This window comes from Caulobacter sp. DWR2-3-1b2 (assembly GCF_049896345.1).
Classification (GTDB): Bacteria; Pseudomonadota; Alphaproteobacteria; order Caulobacterales; family Caulobacteraceae; genus Caulobacter.
Genome location: NZ_JAFCUC010000002.1, coordinates 240,093 through 258,665 on the forward strand (window position 1 = coordinate 240,093; position 18,573 = coordinate 258,665).

19 protein-coding genes are annotated in these 18,573 nt (G+C 67.0%); 7 read left to right on the forward strand and 12 right to left on the reverse strand.

What is annotated here, in order from left to right; all coding sequences use genetic code 11:
• The first annotated feature begins 84 nt into the window (after positions 1-84).
• Both ACP694_RS07520 and ACP694_RS07525 read left to right on the forward strand, forming a co-directional pair.
• Positions 85-795 carry a DNA glycosylase AlkZ-like family protein gene (locus ACP694_RS07520; protein ID WP_426011515.1) on the forward strand — a complete coding sequence of 237 codons (711 nt, stop codon included), beginning with the start codon at positions 85-87 and terminating at the stop codon, positions 793-795.
• 109 nt (positions 796-904) lie between these two features.
• Positions 905-3,004 (forward strand): DEAD/DEAH box helicase, encoded by a 2,100-nt coding sequence (locus ACP694_RS07525; RefSeq protein ID WP_426011516.1) that lies wholly within the window; start codon positions 905-907, stop codon positions 3,002-3,004.
• A gap of 1,109 nt (positions 3,005-4,113) precedes the next feature.
• Here ACP694_RS07525 and ACP694_RS07530 read toward each other — a convergent pair.
• Positions 4,114-5,571 carry a coniferyl aldehyde dehydrogenase gene (locus ACP694_RS07530; protein ID WP_426011517.1) on the reverse strand — a complete coding sequence of 486 codons (1,458 nt, stop codon included), beginning with the start codon at positions 5,569-5,571 and terminating at the stop codon, positions 4,114-4,116.
• Positions 5,572-5,748: 177 nt separating this feature from the next.
• Between ACP694_RS07530 and ACP694_RS07535 the strand changes: the two genes are divergently transcribed.
• Together ACP694_RS07535 and ACP694_RS07540 are read left to right on the forward strand one after the other, a co-directional pair.
• Positions 5,749-6,810 (forward strand): diguanylate cyclase domain-containing protein, encoded by a 1,062-nt coding sequence (locus ACP694_RS07535; RefSeq protein ID WP_426011518.1) that lies wholly within the window; start codon positions 5,749-5,751, stop codon positions 6,808-6,810.
• 71 nt (positions 6,811-6,881) lie between these two features.
• Positions 6,882-7,685, forward strand: a complete 804-nt coding sequence (locus ACP694_RS07540; RefSeq protein ID WP_426011519.1) for an enoyl-CoA hydratase/isomerase — start codon at positions 6,882-6,884, stop codon at positions 7,683-7,685.
• A 5-nt stretch (positions 7,686-7,690) separates the two neighbouring features.
• Here the strand turns inward: ACP694_RS07540 and ACP694_RS07545 are convergent, their stop codons facing one another.
• Together ACP694_RS07545 and ACP694_RS07550 are read right to left on the reverse strand one after the other, a co-directional pair.
• Positions 7,691-8,086, reverse strand: a complete 396-nt coding sequence (locus ACP694_RS07545; protein ID WP_426011520.1) for a DUF6165 family protein — start codon at positions 8,084-8,086, stop codon at positions 7,691-7,693.
• Positions 8,086-9,063, reverse strand: a complete 978-nt coding sequence (locus tag ACP694_RS07550; RefSeq protein ID WP_426011521.1) for a glycosyltransferase family 9 protein — start codon at positions 9,061-9,063, stop codon at positions 8,086-8,088. Before ACP694_RS07550 ends, ACP694_RS07545 begins: the two co-directional genes overlap by 1 nt.
• 95 nt (positions 9,064-9,158) lie before the next feature.
• Here ACP694_RS07550 and ACP694_RS07555 point away from each other — a divergent pair, with 95 nt between their 5' ends.
• From ACP694_RS07555 to ACP694_RS07565, 3 genes are read left to right on the forward strand one after another with little or no spacing between them, the layout of a single operon-like run.
• Entirely contained in the window at positions 9,159-9,719 is a 561-nt protein-coding gene (locus tag ACP694_RS07555; RefSeq protein WP_426011522.1) for a TetR/AcrR family transcriptional regulator, read from the forward strand.
• 12 nt (positions 9,720-9,731) lie between these two features.
• The gene (locus tag ACP694_RS07560; RefSeq protein ID WP_426011523.1) at positions 9,732-10,511 is read left to right on the forward strand and encodes a lysophospholipid acyltransferase family protein; all 780 of its coding nucleotides are present in this window, start codon (positions 9,732-9,734) and stop codon (positions 10,509-10,511) included.
• On the forward strand, positions 10,508-10,825 hold the full coding sequence (locus ACP694_RS07565) for a hypothetical protein (protein WP_426011524.1): 318 nt from the start codon (positions 10,508-10,510) through the stop codon (positions 10,823-10,825). Before ACP694_RS07560 ends, ACP694_RS07565 begins: the two co-directional genes overlap by 4 nt.
• A 203-nt stretch (positions 10,826-11,028) precedes the next feature.
• On the opposite strand, the gene ACP694_RS07570 is transcribed toward ACP694_RS07565, so the two are convergent.
• The 9 genes from ACP694_RS07570 to ACP694_RS07610 form a co-directional block, all read right to left on the reverse strand.
• The gene (locus tag ACP694_RS07570) at positions 11,029-11,436 is read right to left on the reverse strand and encodes a HesB/IscA family protein (RefSeq protein ID WP_426011525.1); all 408 of its coding nucleotides are present in this window, start codon (positions 11,434-11,436) and stop codon (positions 11,029-11,031) included.
• A gap of 160 nt (positions 11,437-11,596) precedes the next feature.
• The gene (locus tag ACP694_RS07575; protein WP_426011526.1) at positions 11,597-11,941 is read right to left on the reverse strand and encodes an SUF system Fe-S cluster assembly protein; all 345 of its coding nucleotides are present in this window, start codon (positions 11,939-11,941) and stop codon (positions 11,597-11,599) included.
• Positions 11,942-11,946: 5 nt separating this feature from the next.
• Positions 11,947-13,161 (reverse strand): aminotransferase class V-fold PLP-dependent enzyme, encoded by a 1,215-nt coding sequence (locus ACP694_RS07580; protein WP_426011527.1) that lies wholly within the window; start codon positions 13,159-13,161, stop codon positions 11,947-11,949.
• Positions 13,161-14,189, reverse strand: a complete 1,029-nt coding sequence (sufD, locus tag ACP694_RS07585) for a Fe-S cluster assembly protein SufD (RefSeq protein ID WP_426011528.1) — start codon at positions 14,187-14,189, stop codon at positions 13,161-13,163. The genes ACP694_RS07580 and sufD overlap by 1 nt, the downstream gene beginning before the upstream one ends.
• A 148-nt stretch (positions 14,190-14,337) precedes the next feature.
• Positions 14,338-15,084, reverse strand: coding sequence for a Fe-S cluster assembly ATPase SufC (sufC, locus tag ACP694_RS07590; RefSeq protein ID WP_426011529.1), 747 nt, complete (start codon positions 15,082-15,084; stop codon positions 14,338-14,340).
• Positions 15,084-15,404, reverse strand: a complete 321-nt coding sequence (locus ACP694_RS07595; protein WP_426011530.1) for a hypothetical protein — start codon at positions 15,402-15,404, stop codon at positions 15,084-15,086. The genes sufC and ACP694_RS07595 overlap by 1 nt, the downstream gene beginning before the upstream one ends.
• The gene (gene sufB, locus ACP694_RS07600; RefSeq protein WP_426011531.1) at positions 15,401-16,870 is read right to left on the reverse strand and encodes a Fe-S cluster assembly protein SufB; all 1,470 of its coding nucleotides are present in this window, start codon (positions 16,868-16,870) and stop codon (positions 15,401-15,403) included. Before sufB ends, ACP694_RS07595 begins: the two co-directional genes overlap by 4 nt.
• Positions 16,870-18,003 carry a cysteine desulfurase family protein gene (locus tag ACP694_RS07605; protein WP_426011532.1) on the reverse strand — a complete coding sequence of 378 codons (1,134 nt, stop codon included), beginning with the start codon at positions 18,001-18,003 and terminating at the stop codon, positions 16,870-16,872. The genes sufB and ACP694_RS07605 overlap by 1 nt, the downstream gene beginning before the upstream one ends.
• Positions 18,000-18,500, reverse strand: a complete 501-nt coding sequence (locus tag ACP694_RS07610; RefSeq protein ID WP_426011533.1) for an Rrf2 family transcriptional regulator — start codon at positions 18,498-18,500, stop codon at positions 18,000-18,002. Before ACP694_RS07610 ends, ACP694_RS07605 begins: the two co-directional genes overlap by 4 nt.
• Positions 18,501-18,573 lie beyond the last annotated feature (73 nt).

Sequence of the window (18,573 nt, forward strand, 5' to 3'; positions counted from 1 at the left end):
CGCGCAAGCACCAGGCCGTCGTCGCCTCGCCTCGCCTCGCCTCGCCTCACCATCGGCCATGAAGCGCAGCCTCGACGATCCTGAGTGGCGGGCGCCTTATTGTCTTGGACCCAAGCCTCGCCTCACGCCGCGCGGCCACGCTCACTCCGGGGATGGTCCAGACCCTGTCTCACAAGAAAGCCCGCCGCGACCCCGTCGCGCGACGAAGCCCACCGCGTGCTGCTGCGCCGCGCTGCCTGGGCCATGGGCGTGGCCACCGAACGCGACCTGCGCGACTATTTCCGCATGGGCCTGGCCGACGCCCAACGGGGCGTTGCGGAGCTGGTCGAGGCCGGTGAGCTGACGCCGGTCCAAGTCGACGGTTGGGACCAGATCGCCTATCTGGCCCCGAACGCTCAGAGACCGCGCGCCGTCAAGGCCAACGCCCTGCTGTCGCCGTTTGACAACCTGATCTGGTTTCGCGAGCGGGCCGAGCGCCTGTTCAACATCCGCATAAGGCTCGAAATCTACACGCCCGCCCACAAGCGCACCCACGGCTATTATGTGCTGCCGTTCCTGCAGGGCGAGACGATCACCGCCCGGGTCGATCTGAAGGCCGACCGCAAGGCCGGCGTCCTGCGTGTGCTCTCGGCCCACCGAGAGCCCGCCGCCGACGCCCTGACCTCCGCCGTCCTGGCCGTCGAACTGAGATTGATGGCCCGCTGGCTCGGCCTTGCTGGGGTCGCGGTTGCGACCAGCGGCGACCTCGCCCCCAGCCTGGCCTTGGCCCTGGCCGACGAAATCGCCAGCGATTGACTTTGGCCGGCCAGAGCCTATTTATCCCAAACTTCTGGAGCAGGTCTGGCGAATCCGCGCCGCCCGTTCGCCCAAACACGGGCGGCTCTGGACTTCAGACCAGCGTGATATGACAGAATTTTCCGAACTCGGGCTTTCGCCCACGACCCTCCAGGCGGTCGCAGACACCGGCTACACCACGGCCACCCCAATCCAGGCCGCCGCCATTCCAGTGGCCCTGGCCGGTCAGGACGTGCTGGGCATCGCCCAGACCGGCACTGGCAAGACCGCCGCCTTCACCCTTCCCCTGATCGACAAGCTGATGACCGGCCGCGCCAAGGCCCGCATGCCGCGCGCCTTGGTCATCGCCCCGACCCGCGAACTAGCCGACCAGGTCGCCTCCAGCTTCGAGAAGTACGCCAAGGGCACCAAGCTCTCGTGGGCGCTGCTGATCGGCGGCGTGTCGTTCGGCGACCAGGAAAAGAAGCTGGATCGCGGCGTCGACGTGCTGATCGCCACCCCTGGCCGCCTGCTCGACCATTTCGAGCGTGGCAAGCTGCTGATGACCGGCGTGCAGTTCCTGGTCGTCGACGAAGCCGACCGCATGCTGGACATGGGCTTCATTCCGGACATCGAGCGCATCTTCAAGATGACGCCGCCGAAGAAGCAGACCCTGTTCTTCTCGGCGACCATGCCGCCGGAAATCACCCGCCTGACCAAGCAGTTCCTCAAGGATCCCGTGCGGATCGAGGCCACGCGCCCGGCGACGACCAATGTCAACATCACCCAGTTGATGGTCAAGGTGCCCTCCTCCGACCCCAAGGCCAAGCGCCTGGCGCTGCGGGCCCTGATCGAGAACGCCAAGATCGAGACCGGCATCGTGTTCTGCAATCGCAAGACCGAGGTCGATGTCGTCGCCAAGTCGCTGCGCTCGCATGGCTTCGACGCCGCCGCGATCCACGGCGACCTGGACCAGAGCCAGCGCATGAAGACCCTGGCGGCCTTCCGCGACGGCTCGCTGAAGATCCTGGTGGCCTCCGACGTCGCCGCGCGCGGCCTGGACATCCCGGCCGTCAGCCACGTGTTCAATTACGACGTCCCGCATCACGCCGACGACTATGTCCACCGCATCGGCCGCACCGGCCGGGCCGGGCGCTCAGGCGTGACCTACATGCTGGTCACTCCCGCCGACGACAAGGGCTTCGACAAGGTAGTCAAGCTGATCGGCTCGACCCCGGTCGAAGAGAAGCTGGAACTCGACTATTCCGGCGCCGTGACCGTCAAGCGCGAAGGCGACAAGCGCGGCGGCGGTCGCGACCGTGATCGTGCCCCCCGTGGCGGCGAACGGGGTGGCGGCGGTGGTGGCCGTGACCGTGACCGCAACCGCGCGCCCACCGAGCCCTCGGACGTCGCCGCCGCCAATCTGGAAGCCGCCATCACGGGCGTGCCCGCCGCGCCGGTCGCCTCGACCGTTACCAGCGACCCGGTCGTCAAGCGTCCTGCCCGCGTGCGCAAGCCGCGCGGTGGGAAGGCCGAAGCCGCCCTCGCTATCGACGCTGTCGCCGACGCGCCCGCGGTCCAGGCCGAAGCGCCCGTGGCCGTGGCGGCTCCCGCCGCGCCGGACACCGAAACCGGCCGTCGCGATCGCGGCGGTTCGTCGCGCGATCGGGGTCGCCAGCCGCAGGCAGAAGGCGCCGACGACGACCAGCCGCAGGTCGAGGCCGAACGCGCGCCGCGTCCCGATCGGACTGAAGGCGAGCGCTCCGGTCGTGGCCGCGATCGTGGCCGTGGCCGTGATCGCAACCGCGGCGCGGAACGCACCGAGCAGCCCAGCGTCGAGGCCGTCGAACAACCCTCGCCGCGGGTCGAGGCCGAGCGTGCGCCGCGTCCTGAACGCGCGCCCGAACGCCCCGCCGAACGCGTCGAAGGCGACCGTCCCCCCCGCGAACGCGGCCGAGACCGTGGCCGCGATCGTGATCGTCGTCCCGAGCGCGCCGAACAGCCGCGCCCGGAACAGCCCCGTGTCGAAGCCGAACGCGCCCCCGCTCCACGCAGTGAGCCCGACAGGGCTCCCGTTCGTGGCGCGCCGCTGCCGGTGCGCGGCGTCCAGCCGATCCGCGGCCGTGAAGACGACGACGACCGCCGCGTGGTCGGCTTCGGCAACGAAACCCCCGCCTTCCTGATGCGCGCCCCGCCGCGCCTGCCGCCGGCCAGCGACACGGAAGACTAGAGCATCGCGCGGAAAAGTGGCCACCGGTTTTCCGCAAAAGCGATGCGAAAACAAAAGTCTAGAGCAAGCCGTGCGATTCCTATATCGCGCGGCTTGCTCTAGGCCCGGCCCAACCGCCCAAGATCACGCCCGCCGCTCCAGACCGGAGCGGCGGGCTTTTTCGTGTTGGGCGGACGCGCTTGACTAGAGCATTTCCCGACCTGACTGCGTCAGGCCGTGAGCTCTAATCTTTTGTTTTGACGCACTTTTCTTCACGCGAACCGGAACCACTTCGCTCGAAAAATGCTCTAGCCCACAAAAGGTCCGCTTTTCGAGCCGCTGCGTGTTTCTGCTTTCGAGCCGTTGTGGACCTTGCGGCGCCGCTGACCTTGACCCTCTGCCCTCTGGGAGAGGGTCCAAGAAAAGCGGGCTTACGGGGATCGCCTGCGCTCCATCCCCATAAAAGGCCTCCCCAAACCTCAACAATTCCAACGCCCTATAAAATAATCAGCGTCACGACCGCTGGCGCACCCACAACCGCCTCATACTAACCCCGTCTCCGTCGCGGAGGAGGGCGCTTGGTACCGACCCGAAGCGGCGATGGAGGTGGAACCGAGCGGGGCCGTGCAGGGCCACGCGCGAGGCAGGTGTGGGTTGTCGGAGAAATCCGCCGCCCATCAAAACCTCGCCGGGATCTGCGCGGGTCGACGGGGCCGGGAGTCAAACCGGTCTGTTCCAGGATCTGTCGGAGTCGCTGACGGCCCCTTCCGGGCGACTTTGATCCTGCCCGTCCGAGGGGGAACGACGATCGGGATGAAACAAGCCCTCAATCGCCGTCCCTCGAGACAAACGGTTTCGCGGAGCGGTCGGTCCACGCCGAAACGCAAACTCTACCTCACGGTCATCCGGGCTTGGCCCGGCCGCTCCGCGCCTCCTCAACCCCTTCAGCGGTCGTCCGCGTGAAGCGGCGAAACCGTGCGTGAACAAGGTCCTCCCCCCGTGGGGGAGGTGTCGGCGAAGCCGACGGTGGGGGGAGTGATCGGATGACGGCCGGACCTGCGATCGACGATCCAAAACCTCCCCCCACCGATGGCTGCGCGATCGCCTCCCCCACAGGGGGAGGGCCTTTCTTACCGCTTGATCTGGCCCGCCAAATATTTACGGATTGCCGCCCCGTAAGGCGGCCGAAGCGCCAGCATCGGGCCGATGTCCTTCTTCAGCTGCTGGAACACCGCCTTTTTGTGGCTGAACTCCATGAAGCCGTCGCGGCCGTGATAGCTGCCCATGCCGGCAGGGCCGACCCCGCCGAACGGCAGGTCTTCCTGGGCGACATGGAAGATCACGTCATTGATCGTCACCCCGCCGCTGGTGGTGCGGTTCAGCACCATGTCGCGTTCGGCGTCGTCGGTGCCGAACCAGTAGAGACCCAGCGGCCGGTCATGGCTGTTGATATAGTCCACCGCCTCCTCAACCTTGCCATAGGTCTTGACCGGCAGCAGTGGGCCGAAGATTTCGTCCTGCATCACCGTCATGTCATCGGTCGGATTGAGGATCAGGGTCGGCGGAATCTTGCGATGCTCCTGCTGGCTGAGGTCTTCGCCGGCCGGGTTGATTTCGACGATCGTCGCCCCCTTGGCCCGGGCGTCGTCGACGTGGCCCTTGATGCGGTCATAGTGACGCTGGGCGACCACAGCGGTGTAGTCGGGATTGTCCTTCAGGGTGGGGAAGCTGCGGCCCACGGCGGCCTTGGCCTCGGCCACGAAGCTGTCGATCTGGTCGGCCGGGGCCAGCACATAGTCGGGCGCAAGGCAGATCTGGCCGGCGTTAAGGGTCTTGCCCGCCATGATGCGCCCGGCCGCCACGGCCATGTCGGCGCCGCGCGACAGGATCACCGGGCTCTTGCCGCCCAGTTCCAGGGTCACCGGCACCAAGTTCTCGGCCGCCGCCCGCATCACGTGGCGCGCCACCGAGGTGGCGCCGGTGAAGATCAGGTGGTCAAACGGCAGGCTGGTAAAGGCCTGGCCGATGTCGGGTCCGCCGGTGATTACCGCAATCTCGTCTTCGCTGAACGCCTTGGCGAACATCGCCTTCATCAGCTCGGAGGTGATCGGCGTGAATTCCGAGGGCTTGATCATCGCCCGGTTGCCGGCCGCCAGCACCCCGGCCAGCGGCGCGAAGGTCAGGTTGATCGGGAAATTCCACGGGCTGATGATCCCCACCACGCCCTTGGGCTGGTACTGGACCTCCGCCTTGGCCCCAAACAGGCCGAGGATCGCTGGCGTGGTCTTGCGCTTTTCCGGGCGCATCCACTTGGTCAGGTTTTCCTTGGCGTGTTTGAGCGGGCCGATCGAGGCAGCGATGTCGGTCAGGCCCGTGGTGTCCTTCGAACGCGACCCGAAATCGGCGTTCAGCGCATCAGCGATCTCGCCCTGGTGATCGACCAGCAGTCCGATGCAACGGTCCAGCCATTCGATGCGACCTTGCGCCGTTGGGGCGCCTTGTCGCAGGTGCGCGGCCCTCTGCAAGTCCAGCGCCCGCGACAGCGTGGCTTTGTGAGATTCAAGGTCGAGGTTGGCGGGCGCATTCACGGTCAGGTTCCTCCAAGCGGCCGAACGGCTCATCTTATCAGCGTTCACCATGGCGGCGACACGAAGAACACGCAAGTGAACGTCGTTCGTTCTTAACGGCTCGTTTGAACTCTTCAGCTTAGATGGCTGCACTTGGCGCGCGTCCGGGGCGGACGCCGCGCTATTCGAGGATAAGAAATGTCCGACGTCGAGATCACACTGCGCGGCCCAGAGGCCTATAAGATCGCCGGCCGTGCGCTTGCCCTGATGGAACGTCACCAGGTTTGGCCGACCGCTCTGAATTTCGAACTGTGGACCCACTATGTCGCCGATCCCGATGGCGCCCTGGCCCGGGAATTGACCCGACTGATTTCGCTGGGCGAGCCGCTGACCGAACTGCTTAGCGAGGAACTGGCCGCCGCCTACCTGCCCAAGGCCAAGCTGAACGAACAGATCCGCGACGCCGGCGACCTGCTGAGCAAGGAACTGGAGTCGGTCTCCAAGGCCATCCAGAACGCCCAAAGCTCCAACACCGCCTACTCCAAGACCCTGGCCACCGCGACCAAGACCCTGGACGGCTCCGACGACCTCGACCGCATCAAGACCGTGGTCACCGACCTGTCGGAAGCCACGCGCCGGGTCCAGAAGGAAAACGAGTCGCTCGAGACCCGCCTGGCCGAATCGACCGCCGAGGTCGATCGCCTGCGCGAGCATCTGGAACAGGTGCGCCGCGACGCCACGACCGACGGTTTGACCAATCTGGCCAACCGCAAGGCCTTCGACGAAGAGTTCGAACGCGCCTGTTCGGAGGCCGACGAAGCTGGCACCACCATCTGCCTGGCCGTGCTCGACATCGACCATTTCAAGCGCTTCAACGACACCTGGGGCCACCAGACTGGCGACCAGGTCATCCGCTATGTCGCCAGCGTCATCGGCCGCGTCGCCGCCCCGCCCCGCTTCGCCGCCCGCTACGGCGGCGAGGAGTTCGCGATGATCTTCCCTCGGGAATCAGCCTCGATCGTCGCCGGCACCCTGGAAGACATCCGCGTCGAGGTCTCCTCGCGCATGCTCAAGCGCCGCTCGACCAACGAGGACCTGGGCGCCATCACCATCTCGTCAGGCTTCTCCGAGCGTCGTCCGGGCGAGACCGGCCACTCGGTCATGGAGCGGGCCGATGCGGCGCTCTACACCTCCAAGCGCGGCGGCCGCAACCGCGTCACCGCCGCCGAGGCCAAGCAGGAATCCGCCAACGCGGCGTAATTCCGCTGGTGTTCCCCAAGGTTAGTCGCGCCTAGACTCAGGTCAACAAGTGACAGCCTTGGGAGGACGCCATGACCTACGAGAAGATCCGGCTTGAGGCTGCCGATGGCGTGGCCGTCGTCACCCTCGCCGATCCCTCCACCCTGAACGCCGCCAGCCTGGACATGGCCCGCGAGTTGGCCCACGCTTTCGGCTCAATCGCCGCAGGCAGGGTTTCGGCCCGCGCCGTGATCCTGACGGGCGAAGGCCGCGGCTTCTGTTCCGGCGCCAACCTGTCTGGCGGCGGCGCGGCGGGCCGCGAGGCCGACGTCGACGGCAAGCCCGACGCTGGCTCGGCGCTGGAAAGCACCTACAATCCGCTGGTCACCCTGCTTCGCGACTTCCCATTGCCGATCGTCACGGCGATCAATGGCCCAGCGGCCGGTGTCGGCTGCTCCATCGCCTTGCTCGGCGACATCGTCGTGGCGGCGCAGAGCGCCTATTTCCTGCAGGCCTTTCGCCGCATCGGCTTGGTGCCTGATGGCGGCTCGACCTACCTGCTGCCGCGCCTGGTGGGCAAGGCGCGCGCCATGGAGATGATGCTGCTGGGCGACAAGATTCCGGCCGCCAAGGCGCTGGACTGGGGTTTGATCAATCGCTGCGTCCCTGACGCCGAACTGATGCCGACCGCCGCCGCCATCGCCCAGGAACTGGCCGACGGCCCGGCCGCCCTCTCGGCGATCCGCAAATTGGTTTGGGATAGTCTCGACGCAGACTGGGTGGGCCAACTCCACGCCGAGCGCCACGCGCAGAAGGCTGCGGGCAAGACCGATGACTTCCTGGAGGGGGTCGGCGCGTTCCTGCAAAAGCGCCCGGCGGCGTTCAGGGGGACGTAGGCGCCCTAATTCGCCAGATATGGCTTATGGCTCTTTTCCTCGACGATCTCGGACCCGGCCAGGGCGTTGATATCGCGCTTCACGGCGGCGCGGCGGTCGTTGTCGATATAGACCCGGCGCGCCAGCTGGACGAAGTCCGGGCCGAAATCCTGGCGGCGCTCGCAGTCGCGCTTGCCATCCTCGATGTCCCACAAGGCGGCGTTTATCTCGGTCAACTCGGCGGTCAAACGCTTCAGTTCCGCCGAGGCCGGCAGTTCCCGCGTCGCGGTGGCTTCCAGCAGGCCCAACTCGGCCCTGACATTGGCCTCCTTGGCCGCGTCGCCGATCCGCGTCGCCTTGACGCGCAGGATCGTGATCTTGTCGATCAGTTCGCCGGCCGAGACGGGCGCGAGAATGGGCATCAAGAAACTCCGGCGATCAGGCGCTGCAGGGCCGCGTCCACAACATCGAGCGGCAAAGCGGCCATGCCCTGTCCGTAGTCTTCCGCGACGAGCAGCTCAAGCCGCTGAGCCGCGGGGCGGAATTTCACCGCCTTGCGGTGGTCCTGCTGCAGAGACAGGAGGGGTACGCCGCCAGCCGCCAGCATGTGACCTGGGCCCGCGTCATTGGCCACGGCGGCCGTGAGCCGTCCCGCTAAAGCGATGGCCAACAATGGCCCCTTCACGGTCGGATAGGCGTCGGTGCGGTTCCATTCGGGCATCAGGGCTGTGGGTATGGCGTGACGAGCAACCTGGGCGTCGGCGGCCTCGTCGGGACCGAAGAACAACACCGCCTTGCGTCCCGAGGCCTCGAGGTTTCGCGCCAACTGCACATAGCGATCCAGCGGCCAGCGTCGGTCCTTGCCGCCGGCGCCCGGCGCCAGGCCGATATAGGTCGGGCCCTCTGGCAGCAAGGCCTTGGCGGCGGCCAGAGGGTCGGGGTGGCTTAGGACCAAGGGGCGAGGCGCGCCGGAGCCGTCGGTGGCCAGGGCCAGCAGTCTCGCCAGACGATCAACCACGGCGACGGGCCAGCCGGCCTTGCGCGCCTGGACTGCGGCCGAGACGAAGCGTCCGCCGCGCGACGCCCGCCGCGCCACGAGGCTGCGCCGCAGGTTTTCCTGGGTGTCGATCACCAGGTCGAAGGTTCGGCCGCTGAACGGCTTGGCCCAGGGCAGCAGGTCCGCCAGCTTCGCGCCGGTGCGACCCGTGGTCAGGATCTCGTCGAGATAGCCATCGACCACAGCTTTTAGCGGGCCGGCATAGACCGTCTCGCCCTTGCCGGCGCACCAGGTGATCCGGGCGTCCGGAAAGGCCGCGCGCAGGCCGGCGATGAAAGGCAGCTTGATCAGCCCGTCGCCGATCACCTCGCCCATCGAATAGATCAGGACCGTTTGAACCATCGCCCGGCTTAGGCCGGGCCGCCCGCCCCGGTCAATGTGCGGCGTCAATGTGAGTAATCACTTGCGTCAAGTCGCTGCCATGTTAGCTTCGGCCCATGAACGCCAAGCCCAAGATCGAACGCGCCGCCCTCGAGGTCTTCGTCGAGCGCGGTGTCGATGCGGCCACCACCAAGCTGATCGCCGCGAAGGCCGGGGTGTCGGAAGGTGCGATCTACCGCCACTGGAAGAGCAAGGACGAGCTGGCCCTAGGCCTGTTCATGGCCACCCACCGCCGACTATCGGACCTGATCACCGTCAACGCCGACCTGGCCGTCGGCATTCAGGCCAAGGCGGCCGCCGTGGTCCGAGCCTATTGCACGGTGGCTGACGAGGACTGGCTGCTCTTTTCGTTCCACCTGCTGCAGCTTCACCATTTCCTGCCCTACTACCAGGAAGACGGTCGCGACCCGGTGACCATGGTCGAGGCCCTTATCAAGCGGGCGATGATGGACGCGCAACTTCCTCCGGCCGACCCGCGCGTCATCGCCGCCATGGCCATCGGCGTGATCACCCAGACCGCCCAGAACAAGGCCTATGGCCGGCTGGGTGACGACGCCCTCTCCGCCCACGCTCCCCTGATGACCGCGGCCGTCCAGGCCGTGCTGTCGGCTCGCTAAGGATCAAGACCCATGCGCAGCGCGCTGTTCAATATCTACTATTGGGTTCTGTCGATCTTCTACGGCCTGTCGGCCGCCCTCTCCGCCCTGCTCCCGGGCCGCAAGCCGGTCGCCTTCGCCCTGCGGCTCTACAGTCAGCGCATGATCTGGGCGCTGCGCGCGATCGCCGGCGTCAAGATCGACCTCAAGGGCCAGGAGAACCTGCCCCAGGGCGCCTTCATCATCGCCGCCAAGCATCACAGCTGGGGCGACGGCTTCGTGATGTTCGCCAATGTCGAGAACCTCAGCTTCGTCACCGGCGACCACCTGGAGAAGTTCCCGCTGGTGGGCGCGATCCTCAAGAAGCTGGGGGCCATCGTCGTCGACAGCTGCGGTGGGCCGGAAGCGCGCAAGGCCCTGTCGGACAGCGCCGCCCAGGTCGCCGCCGAGGGCCGCCGCATCCTGATCTATCCGGAAGGTCACCTGGCCGCGCCGGGCGAGCGGTTTCGCTACCGCACCGGCGTCTACCATATGAGCCAGGATTTCGGCCTGCCCGTCGTGCCGGTGGCGACCAATCTGGGCTGTTTCTGGAAGCAACAGGACAAGGCCAAGACCGCCGGCCAGGCCACGGTCGAGTTCCTGCCGCCGATCCTGCCGGGGCTATCGAAGGCCGAGTTCATGGCGCGGATGGAGGAGGTCATCGAGACCCGCACCAACCAGCTGATCGCCCAGGCGTGCGGCGAGCCTGTGAGGTCGTCGGTACTGGTGGAGTGGAATGGGCGGAGGAATGTGTCGGTGGCGACGACCGCATGATCGCTCCTAATCCCAACTGGTACAGAACCCGTCTATTGGCCGGTCCCTACGGCGCCGCCGCGATGCTTTTCGCTGTAACCTGGTTGGGCGGCGGGCTCATCGGCGCGGATACCGAACCAAACGCTCGCACTTGGATACTGGCGGCTATCGTAGTGCTGACCTTCGTTGGCTGGGTGGCGGCAATGATCACCGTGTTCCGACGTCTGGGAAAGTGGGGTCTGATCGCCGCGCCTAGCGCCCTGCTCGTGGGGCTAGTCGCGACAGGCATCCCACTGCTCGCCGGCGCCTGTGCGCTGGCTCAAGCCTGTATCTGAGGCCTGGATTTCAACCGGACAGTTTACCGGGACCGCGACCAACATCCCCTCAGTCCGCCGCTTGGCGAAGTGCTTCTGGGCGCACGGCGCCGAGCAGATGAGACCGGTGTCCGACCAGTAAAGCGGCGCCTCGTCCTCGTGGCGAAACGCCAGCGCGCCCCAGGCCAGGCGGCGTTACACGCAGAACGGGGTCTTGGCCAGCATCAGTCCAGCCCCTCGGCCGCCGGCTGGATCGTCACGCTCTCGCCGCAGCCGCAGGCGTCGGTTTCGTTCGGATTGTTGAACACGAACTTCGACGACAGCTTGGTGGTCTCGTAGTCGATCGTGGTGCCGATCAGGAACAGCACGGCCTTGGGGTCGATCAGGATGGTGACGCCCTGGTCCTCGACCACCTCGTCGATCGGCCCCTGCTCGGCGGCATATGCGAAGATGTATTCCGAGCCCGCGCAGCCGCCGTTCTTCACGCCCACCCGCAGGCCGGCATAGGGCTTGCCCGGCTCTTCGACCGACTTCCGGTCCATGATCTCCTTGACCCGCGCGGCCGCGGCCGGGGTCAGGGTGACGACCTTGGGGCGGGGGCGACGGGGTCGGAAAGAAACAGCGGCTTCCATATCGCGATCCTACTCTATCCGCTCATCCCGGCGAATGCCGGGACCCAGATCCCAAAACGCTGGGCTGACTGGACGAGCTCTGCGTTTCTGGCGCTAGTCTCAAAGCTATTCCATCTGGGTCCCGGCATGCGCCGGGATGAGCGGTGTTTGAAGGCTAACCTCAGAACATGTTCAGTTGCAGCTTGGCCTCGTCGCTCATCCGCGAGGGATCCCACGGCGGCTCGAAGACCAGGTCGACATGGCACGACTTGATGCCTTCCAGCTCCATGACCGCGTCGCGCACCCAGCCCGGCATCTCGCCGGCCACCGGGCACCCTGGGGCGGTCAGGGTCATGTCGATGGCCACGTCGCGCTCGTCGCTGACGTCGACCTTGTAGATCAAACCGAGTTCGTAGATGTCGACCGGGATTTCCGGGTCAAACACCGTCTTCAGCTTCTCGACGAGCTGGTCGGTCAGTCGATCGAGCTCGGCCTGGGGGATCTTGGAGACAGCTTGGTCGGTCATGTCGCTCAACTGAAGAAACTGCGGGCCTTGGCCAGCGCGCTCACGAACGCGTCGGCCTCGGCCTCGGTGTTATATAGGGCGAAGGAAGCTCTGGCGCTCGACGTCACGCCAAATCGCGTCATCAGCGGCTCGGCGCAGTGGGTGCCGGCCCGCACGGCGACGCCGTAACGGTCCAGCACCTGGGCCACGTCATGGGCGTGGGCGCCCTCGATCACGAAGCTCAGCACCGCCCCCTTGCCGGGCGCCGTGCCGAGGATCCGCACGCCATTGACGCCGTCCAGCTGGTCGATGACCCTCTGGTAGAGGGCGTGTTCGTGGACGAAGGCCGCGTCGCGGTCGATGCCGTTCAGCCAGTCGATGGCCGCGCCAAGCCCGACGGCCTCGAGGATAGCGGGCGTGCCCGCCTCGAAGCGGTGCGGCGGGTCGGCATAGGTAATGCGGTCCATCGAAACCGAGCCGATCATCTCGCCGCCGCCCTGGTACGGCGGCAAGGCGGCCAGCCGCTCGGCCTTGCCGTACAGCACGCCGATGCCGGTCGGGCCGTACAGCTTGTGGCCGGAAAACACGTAGAAGTCGGCGTCCAGCGCCTTCACGTCGACCTTGGTGTGGACCACGCCCTGGCAGCCGTCGATCAGGGTCAGCGCCCGGGCTGCATGGGCCAGATCCACGATCCGCCGCACGTCATTGACCGTGCCCAGCACGTTCGACATGTGGGTGACGGCCACCATCTTGGTCCGCTCGGACAGCAGGCCTTCATAGGCCGCTAGATCCAGCCGGCCGTCGTCGGTGACCGGAATGAACTTCAACACCACGCCATAGCGTTCGCGCAAGAAGTGCCACGGTACGATATTGGCGTGGTGCTCCATCTCGGAGAGCACGATCTCATCGCCGGCCTTGAGCGAGCGGCCGAAAGTGTCGGCGACCAGGTTGACGGCCTCGGTGGCGCTCTTGGTCCAGACGATTTCCGACGGCTCGGCGTTGATGAACCTGGCCACGGTTTCCCGCGCGTTTTCATAGGCCTGCGTCGTTTCGTTCGCCAGGGTGTACAGGCCCCGATGGACATTGGCGTAGCTGGTGCGGGCCAGGTTCATCATGGCGTCCAGCACCGCGTCCGGCTTCTGGGCGCTGGCGGCGGTGTCCAGATAGATCAGCGGCTTGCCGTGCACCTGGCGCGCCAGAACCGGGAACTGGGCGCGGATGGCTTCGACGTCGAAGGCCATCAGCCCGCCCTCCCCAGCCTGGCGGCCACCCAGGCGGCGGCCACGGCGCGCGCACCCTCATGCGCGATGCGCTCGACCACTTCGCCCAGGAAGGCCTCCGTCAGCATGGCCCGGGCCTCGGCCTCGGGAATTCCCCGCTGGCGGGCGTAGAAGATCGCCTCGTCGTCCAGGGCGCCGATGGTGTTGCCGTGGGCGCAGGAGACGTCGTCAGCGAAGATCAGCAGCTCGGGCTTGGCGTCGACCTCGGCCATGTCCGACAGGATCAGGGCGTGGTGACCCATGCGGGCGTCGGTCTGGTCGGCGCCGGGCTGGACAACGATCCGGCCCTGGAAGACGCCGCGCGCCTGATCGGCGACGACGCCCTTGGTCAGTTGGTTGGTGACGCCGTCAGCGCCGCCGTGGGTAACCACGGTGGTCTGGTCAGCGTGGCGCTGGCCTGCGAGGACATAGACGCCGTCCAGCCGCACCTGGGCGTGGGCGCCGGGGTGGTTGATCCGGGTCTCGATCCGCTGGCGACGGGCGCCGGCGGTTAGAACGGTCTGGTGGAAGGTCGCGCCGGGGGCGAGGTCGACCTCGGTGGTGACGATGTTGATGGCCTCGGCATGGTCATCGACCATTATGATGCGCTCGACGCGAGCGCCCTCACCCACCGCGATATCGATCGTGACATCCGACATGTAGGCGTCGGCCCGACCTTCGTGGCTTTCCAGCAGGACGAGGGTGGTGTCGGGCTCGACGACGATGGCGTAGGCGGCCGCGTGGGCCGTGCCGTCGCTCGCCGAGACGAAACGCAGGGCGACCACTTCACCCGCGCCGGTCGCGGCGTGGCGCTTGCGTCCGTTGACGAAGAGGATCTCGCCAGTGGCCAGTCCCTCGAACGGACCGGCGGCGACGTCGCCGTCCACCGCCGGCGAGGCGGGCGGCAAGGCGCGGATCAGGCCGCGCAGGTCGGTCCAGCGCCAGTCCTCGTCGCGGCGCGACGGCAGCTGGGTCAGGTCGCCGGTCTTCAGGGCTGTGGCGAGCGTCATGCGCAGCTCCTCCCCCGGTGGGGGAGGTGTCGGCGCGCAGCGACGACGGTGGGGGGAGTGTTCGGCGGGGTCGGCAAACTCCCCCCACCGATCGCTTCGCGATCACCTCCCCCACGGGGGGAGGCTTGATGTCGCCCAGCGCCCAGCATCACGCCGCCACCGTGTACTTGTCATACCCCTCGGCCTCGAGCTCCAAGGCCAGCTCCGGCCCGCCCGACGCCACGATCCGCCCGGCGGCCAGCACGTGCACGCGGTCGGGTTTGATGTAGTCCAGCAGGCGCTGGTAGTGAGTGATGACCAGCATGCCGCGATCGGGGGCGCGCAGGGCGTTGACGCCCTCCGAGACGATCCTCAGGGCGTCGATGTCCAGGCCCGAATCCGTCTCGTCGAGGATCAAGAACTTCGGCGAAAGCATCGTCATTTGAAGGATTTCCATCCGCTTCTTCTCGCCGCCCGAAAAGCCCACATTGAGGCCGCGCTTTAGCATCTCGAAGTCGATCTTCAGCGAGGCGGCCTTCTCGCGGGCCAGCTTCAGGAAGGCCGGGGCGGCGATCTCGTCCTCGCCGCGCGCCCGGCGCTGGGCGTTCAGGGCGGTGCGGATGAAGGTCAGGGCCGGCACGCCGGGGATCTCCAGCGGATACTGGAACGACAGGAACACCCCCTTGGCGGCCCGCTCATTGGGCTCAAGGGCCAGCAGGTCCTCGCCGTTCAGGCTTGCCGTGCCTTCGGTGACCTCATAGCCGCCCCGGCCGGTCAGCACATAGGACAGCGTCGACTTCCCCGCCCCGTTCGGCCCCATGATGGCGTGCACCTGCCCGGCCGGCACGTCGAGCGTCAGCCCCTTGAGGATCGGCTTGTCGCCGACATTGGCGTGGAGGTTCTGGATGGAGAGCATCAGCGCGGGTACTTTTCTTCGTTCGTCATGTGCAGGCGGAGATGGCGTTGGTCCTCATAGCCGAGAACCACGGCGACCGGATCCCAGTCGAGTTCGAGTTGCGCGACACCGTCGGCGCGCTCGTTAAAGAACAGGATGGTGCCGGTGGTACCGGCGGGCACGATGTAGGGGGACTTTGGGTCGTTCTCAGGCACGATCTCGCGCAACAGAACGACGTCGTCATAAGCGCGCACTGGTTTGCCGTCAGCACCTCGGAACGAACCGTCCTGCGTCCAGCTGGTCGCTTCCTTTTCGATGTCGAAAACGCCCTGCAAGATCACCCGACTGAGCCTTCCAGCGAAATCGCCACCAGCTTCTGGGCTTCGACGGCGAATTCCATGGGGAGTTGCTGCAGCACGTCCTTGACGAAGCCGTTGACCAGCAGGGCCACGGCCTCTTCCTGCGACAGCCCGCGCTGCATCACGTAGAACAGTTGGTCGTCCGACAGCCGCGTCGTGGTGGCCTCGTGCTCGAACACCGATTGGCCGTTGCGGGCCTCGATGTACGGGACCGTGTGGGCCGCGCAGGTCTTGCCGATCAGCAGGCTGTCGCACTGGGTGAAGTTGCGGGCGCCCTTGGCCTTGGGGTGGGCCGAGACCAGGCCGCGATAGGTGCTGGTCGACTTGCCGGCGCTGATGCCCTTGGCGACGATCCGCGAGCGGGTATTTGCCCCCAGGTGGATCATCTTGGTGCCGGTGTCGGCCTGCTGATGGCCGTTGGTCACGGCGATCGAGTAGAACTCACCCGACGATCCCTCGCCGCGCAAGACGCAGGACGGGTATTTCCAGGTGATGGCCGAGCCGGTCTCGACCTGGGTCCATGACACCTTGGAGCGATCGCCGCGGCAGTCGGCGCGCTTGGTGACGAAGTTGTAGATGCCGCCCTTGCCGGTCACCGGATCGCCCGGATACCAGTTCTGGACGGTGGAATACTTGATCTCGGCGTCGTCGAGCAAAACCAGCTCGACCACGGCGGCGTGAAGCTGGTTCTCGTCGCGCATCGGGGCGGTGCAGCCCTCAAGATAGGAGCAATAGGCCCCCTTGTCGGCGATGATCAGGGTGCGCTCGAACTGGCCGCTGTCCTTGGCGTTGATGCGGAAATAGGTCGACAGCTCCATCGGGCAGCGCACGCCCGGCGGGATATAGACGAACGAACCGTCGCTGAAGACCGCGCTGTTGAGGCAGGCATAGTAGTTGTCGGAGGTCGGCACGACGGAGCCGAGATATTGCCTGACCAGTTCGGGATGCTCGCGGATCGCCTCGCTCATCGAGCAGAAGATCACCCCCACTGCCGCCAGCTCCTTCTTAAAGGTGGTGACGACCGACACGCTGTCGAACACCGCGTCCACGGCGTAGCGCGGCGCGCCGACCACGCCGGCCAAGACTTCCTGTTCCTTCAACGGGATACCGAGCTTGGCGTAGATGGCCAGGATCTCGGGATCCACCTCGTCGAGGCTGGCGATGCCGGCCTTCTGGGTCGGGGCGGCGTAGTAGTAGCTGTCTTGGTAATCGATCGCGGGGAAGTCGACCTTGGCCCAGGTCGGCGCTTCCAACTCTAGCCAGCGGCGGTAGGCTTCCAGCCGCCAGTCGAGCATCCACTGTGGCTCGTCCTTTTTGGCCGAAATGAAGCGCACGATGTCCTCGGAGAGGCCCTTGGGGGCGAACTCCTGGTCGATGTCCGAGGTGAAGCCGTGCTCGTATTTCTCAAGCGCGGCGACGGTTTCGACGGTTTCTCTAACTGCGGCCATCAAGCCACCTCCCGGCGACGGGCGCCGATACGCGAATAGGCGGCGAGCCAGGCGTCGCCGCAGGAAATCCAGTGTTGCTCGGTCGTGGCCCAGCCGCCGCTGACGCGCAGCGCGAAGGGGGCCAGGTCGGACCGGCCCATGGCTTCCACCACGCGGCTGGCCTTGACCTTGCCCGACGAGCAGGCGCTGCCGGCGCTGACCATCACGCCCGCCAGATCGAGGCCCATCACCTGAATCTGCGAGTCGAAGCCTTCGGCGGCGAGACAGAGAGTTTGGGGCAGGCGTTGCGCGCCCTCCCCGAGCATCACGCCGCCAGCCGCCTTGACCCGTTCGGCCAGGGCGTCACGCCATGTGCCTTGATCGGCCATCAGGGGCAAGTCCCGGGCAGCCGCGACCGCGGCGGCGGCGAACCCGGCGATCCCGGCGACGTTCTCGGTGCCGGCCCGGCGGCCGCGTTCCTGGCCGCCGCCGTGCTGCTGGCGCACCAGGGTGGCGCGCGTGCCGGCCACCAGCGCGCCGACGCCTTGCGGCCCACCCAGCTTGTGGGCCGACAGGGCCATCGTGTCGGCGCCCAGGGCGGTGAAGTCGATGGCGATCTTCCCGGCCGCCTGGACGGCGTCGACATGCAGCCAGCCGTCAGCGTCGCGCACCAGGGCCGACGCTTCAGCAACAGGCTGGATCACGCCGGTCTCGTTATTGGCCAACATCAGGCAGACGAGCGCGCGGCCGGGTTTGCACAGGGCCTCGCGCAGCCAGTCGAGGTCTGCGACGCCGTTGGTGTCGATCGGCATCACCTCGACCGGCAGGCCGGAGGCGGCGGCGGTCTGGGTGACGGCGTCGTGCTCGCCGGCGCTGACCAGGACTCGGTCGAACCCCGCGAAGGCGGCGCTGCCGATGGCCAGGGCGTTGGCCTCTGTGCCGCCGCTGACGAAGGTCAGCGAGCCCGGCACGACGTTGACCAGCGCCGAAACCTGGGCGCGGGCGGCCTCGACCAGATCCCGCGCGGTCCGCCCAACGGCGTGCACCGACGAGGGGTTACCGCCCAGATCGAAGGCGCGCTGCATCGCCTCGCGCGCCTCGGGGCGGAGCGGCGCGCTGGCGTTGTAGTCGAGATAGACGCTGGGCTTGCTCACGCGACCGCCATCTCCCGCGCCGACTTTTCCGGGTTGGGCGCCCTGTCCTTGAGCTTGCCGTTCAGCACGTCGGCGATCGACACGCTGGCAAGATAGCCGTGGATCTGGCGGCCCATCTCCTCCCACAGGTCATGGGTGAGGCACTGGGCGCCGCCGGCCATGCAGCCCTTTGGAGCGCCCTTGCTCGTCCCGCCAGTCTTTGACAGGCCGCAGCGGGTGGCCCGCAGGGGCTCGTCGACGGCCAGCACAATATCGGCGATGGCGGTGTCGCTGGCCTCGCGGGCCAGGCGATAGCCGCCGCCCGGTCCCCGGGCGCTGACCACCAGTCCCTTGCGGCGCAAGCGGGCGAAGAGTTGCTCCAGATAGGACAGCGAAATCTGCTGGCGGGCGGCGATCTCGGCCAGGGCCACGGCCCGGCCACCCTCGGCCTCCGCTTGGCGGCGCGCGAGGTCGGTCATGGCCATGACCGCGTATCGTCCCTTGGTGCTCAGGCGCATGCGCCTTATCTCCTTGCGGATTGACCGCGCATCGGCTTAGGCGTGTGCTACAAGCCGCGACTTCGCGCCCGGA

Coding starts and splice junctions, on each gene's coding strand:
- ACP694_RS07525 (WP_426011516.1), top strand. CDS start 905: ATGACAGAATTTTCCGAACTCGGGCTTTCGCCCACGACCCTCCAGGCG.
- ACP694_RS07535 (WP_426011518.1), top strand. CDS start 5,749: ATGTCCGACGTCGAGATCACACTGCGCGGCCCAGAGGCCTATAAGATC.
- ACP694_RS07540 (WP_426011519.1), top strand. CDS start 6,882: ATGACCTACGAGAAGATCCGGCTTGAGGCTGCCGATGGCGTGGCCGTC.
- ACP694_RS07545 (WP_426011520.1), bottom strand. CDS start 8,086: ATGCCCATTCTCGCGCCCGTCTCGGCCGGCGAACTGATCGACAAGATC.
- ACP694_RS07550 (WP_426011521.1), bottom strand. CDS start 9,063: ATGGTTCAAACGGTCCTGATCTATTCGATGGGCGAGGTGATCGGCGAC.
- ACP694_RS07555 (WP_426011522.1), top strand. CDS start 9,159: ATGAACGCCAAGCCCAAGATCGAACGCGCCGCCCTCGAGGTCTTCGTC.
- ACP694_RS07560 (WP_426011523.1), top strand. CDS start 9,732: ATGCGCAGCGCGCTGTTCAATATCTACTATTGGGTTCTGTCGATCTTC.
- ACP694_RS07565 (WP_426011524.1), top strand. CDS start 10,508: ATGATCGCTCCTAATCCCAACTGGTACAGAACCCGTCTATTGGCCGGT.
- ACP694_RS07570 (WP_426011525.1), bottom strand. CDS start 11,436: ATGGAAGCCGCTGTTTCTTTCCGACCCCGTCGCCCCCGCCCCAAGGTC.
- ACP694_RS07575 (WP_426011526.1), bottom strand. CDS start 11,941: ATGACCGACCAAGCTGTCTCCAAGATCCCCCAGGCCGAGCTCGATCGA.
- ACP694_RS07580 (WP_426011527.1), bottom strand. CDS start 13,161: ATGGCCTTCGACGTCGAAGCCATCCGCGCCCAGTTCCCGGTTCTGGCG.
- sufD (WP_426011528.1), bottom strand. CDS start 14,189: ATGACGCTCGCCACAGCCCTGAAGACCGGCGACCTGACCCAGCTGCCG.
- sufC (WP_426011529.1), bottom strand. CDS start 15,084: ATGCTCTCCATCCAGAACCTCCACGCCAATGTCGGCGACAAGCCGATC.
- sufB (WP_426011531.1), bottom strand. CDS start 16,870: ATGGCCGCAGTTAGAGAAACCGTCGAAACCGTCGCCGCGCTTGAGAAA.
- ACP694_RS07610 (WP_426011533.1), bottom strand. CDS start 18,500: ATGCGCCTGAGCACCAAGGGACGATACGCGGTCATGGCCATGACCGAC.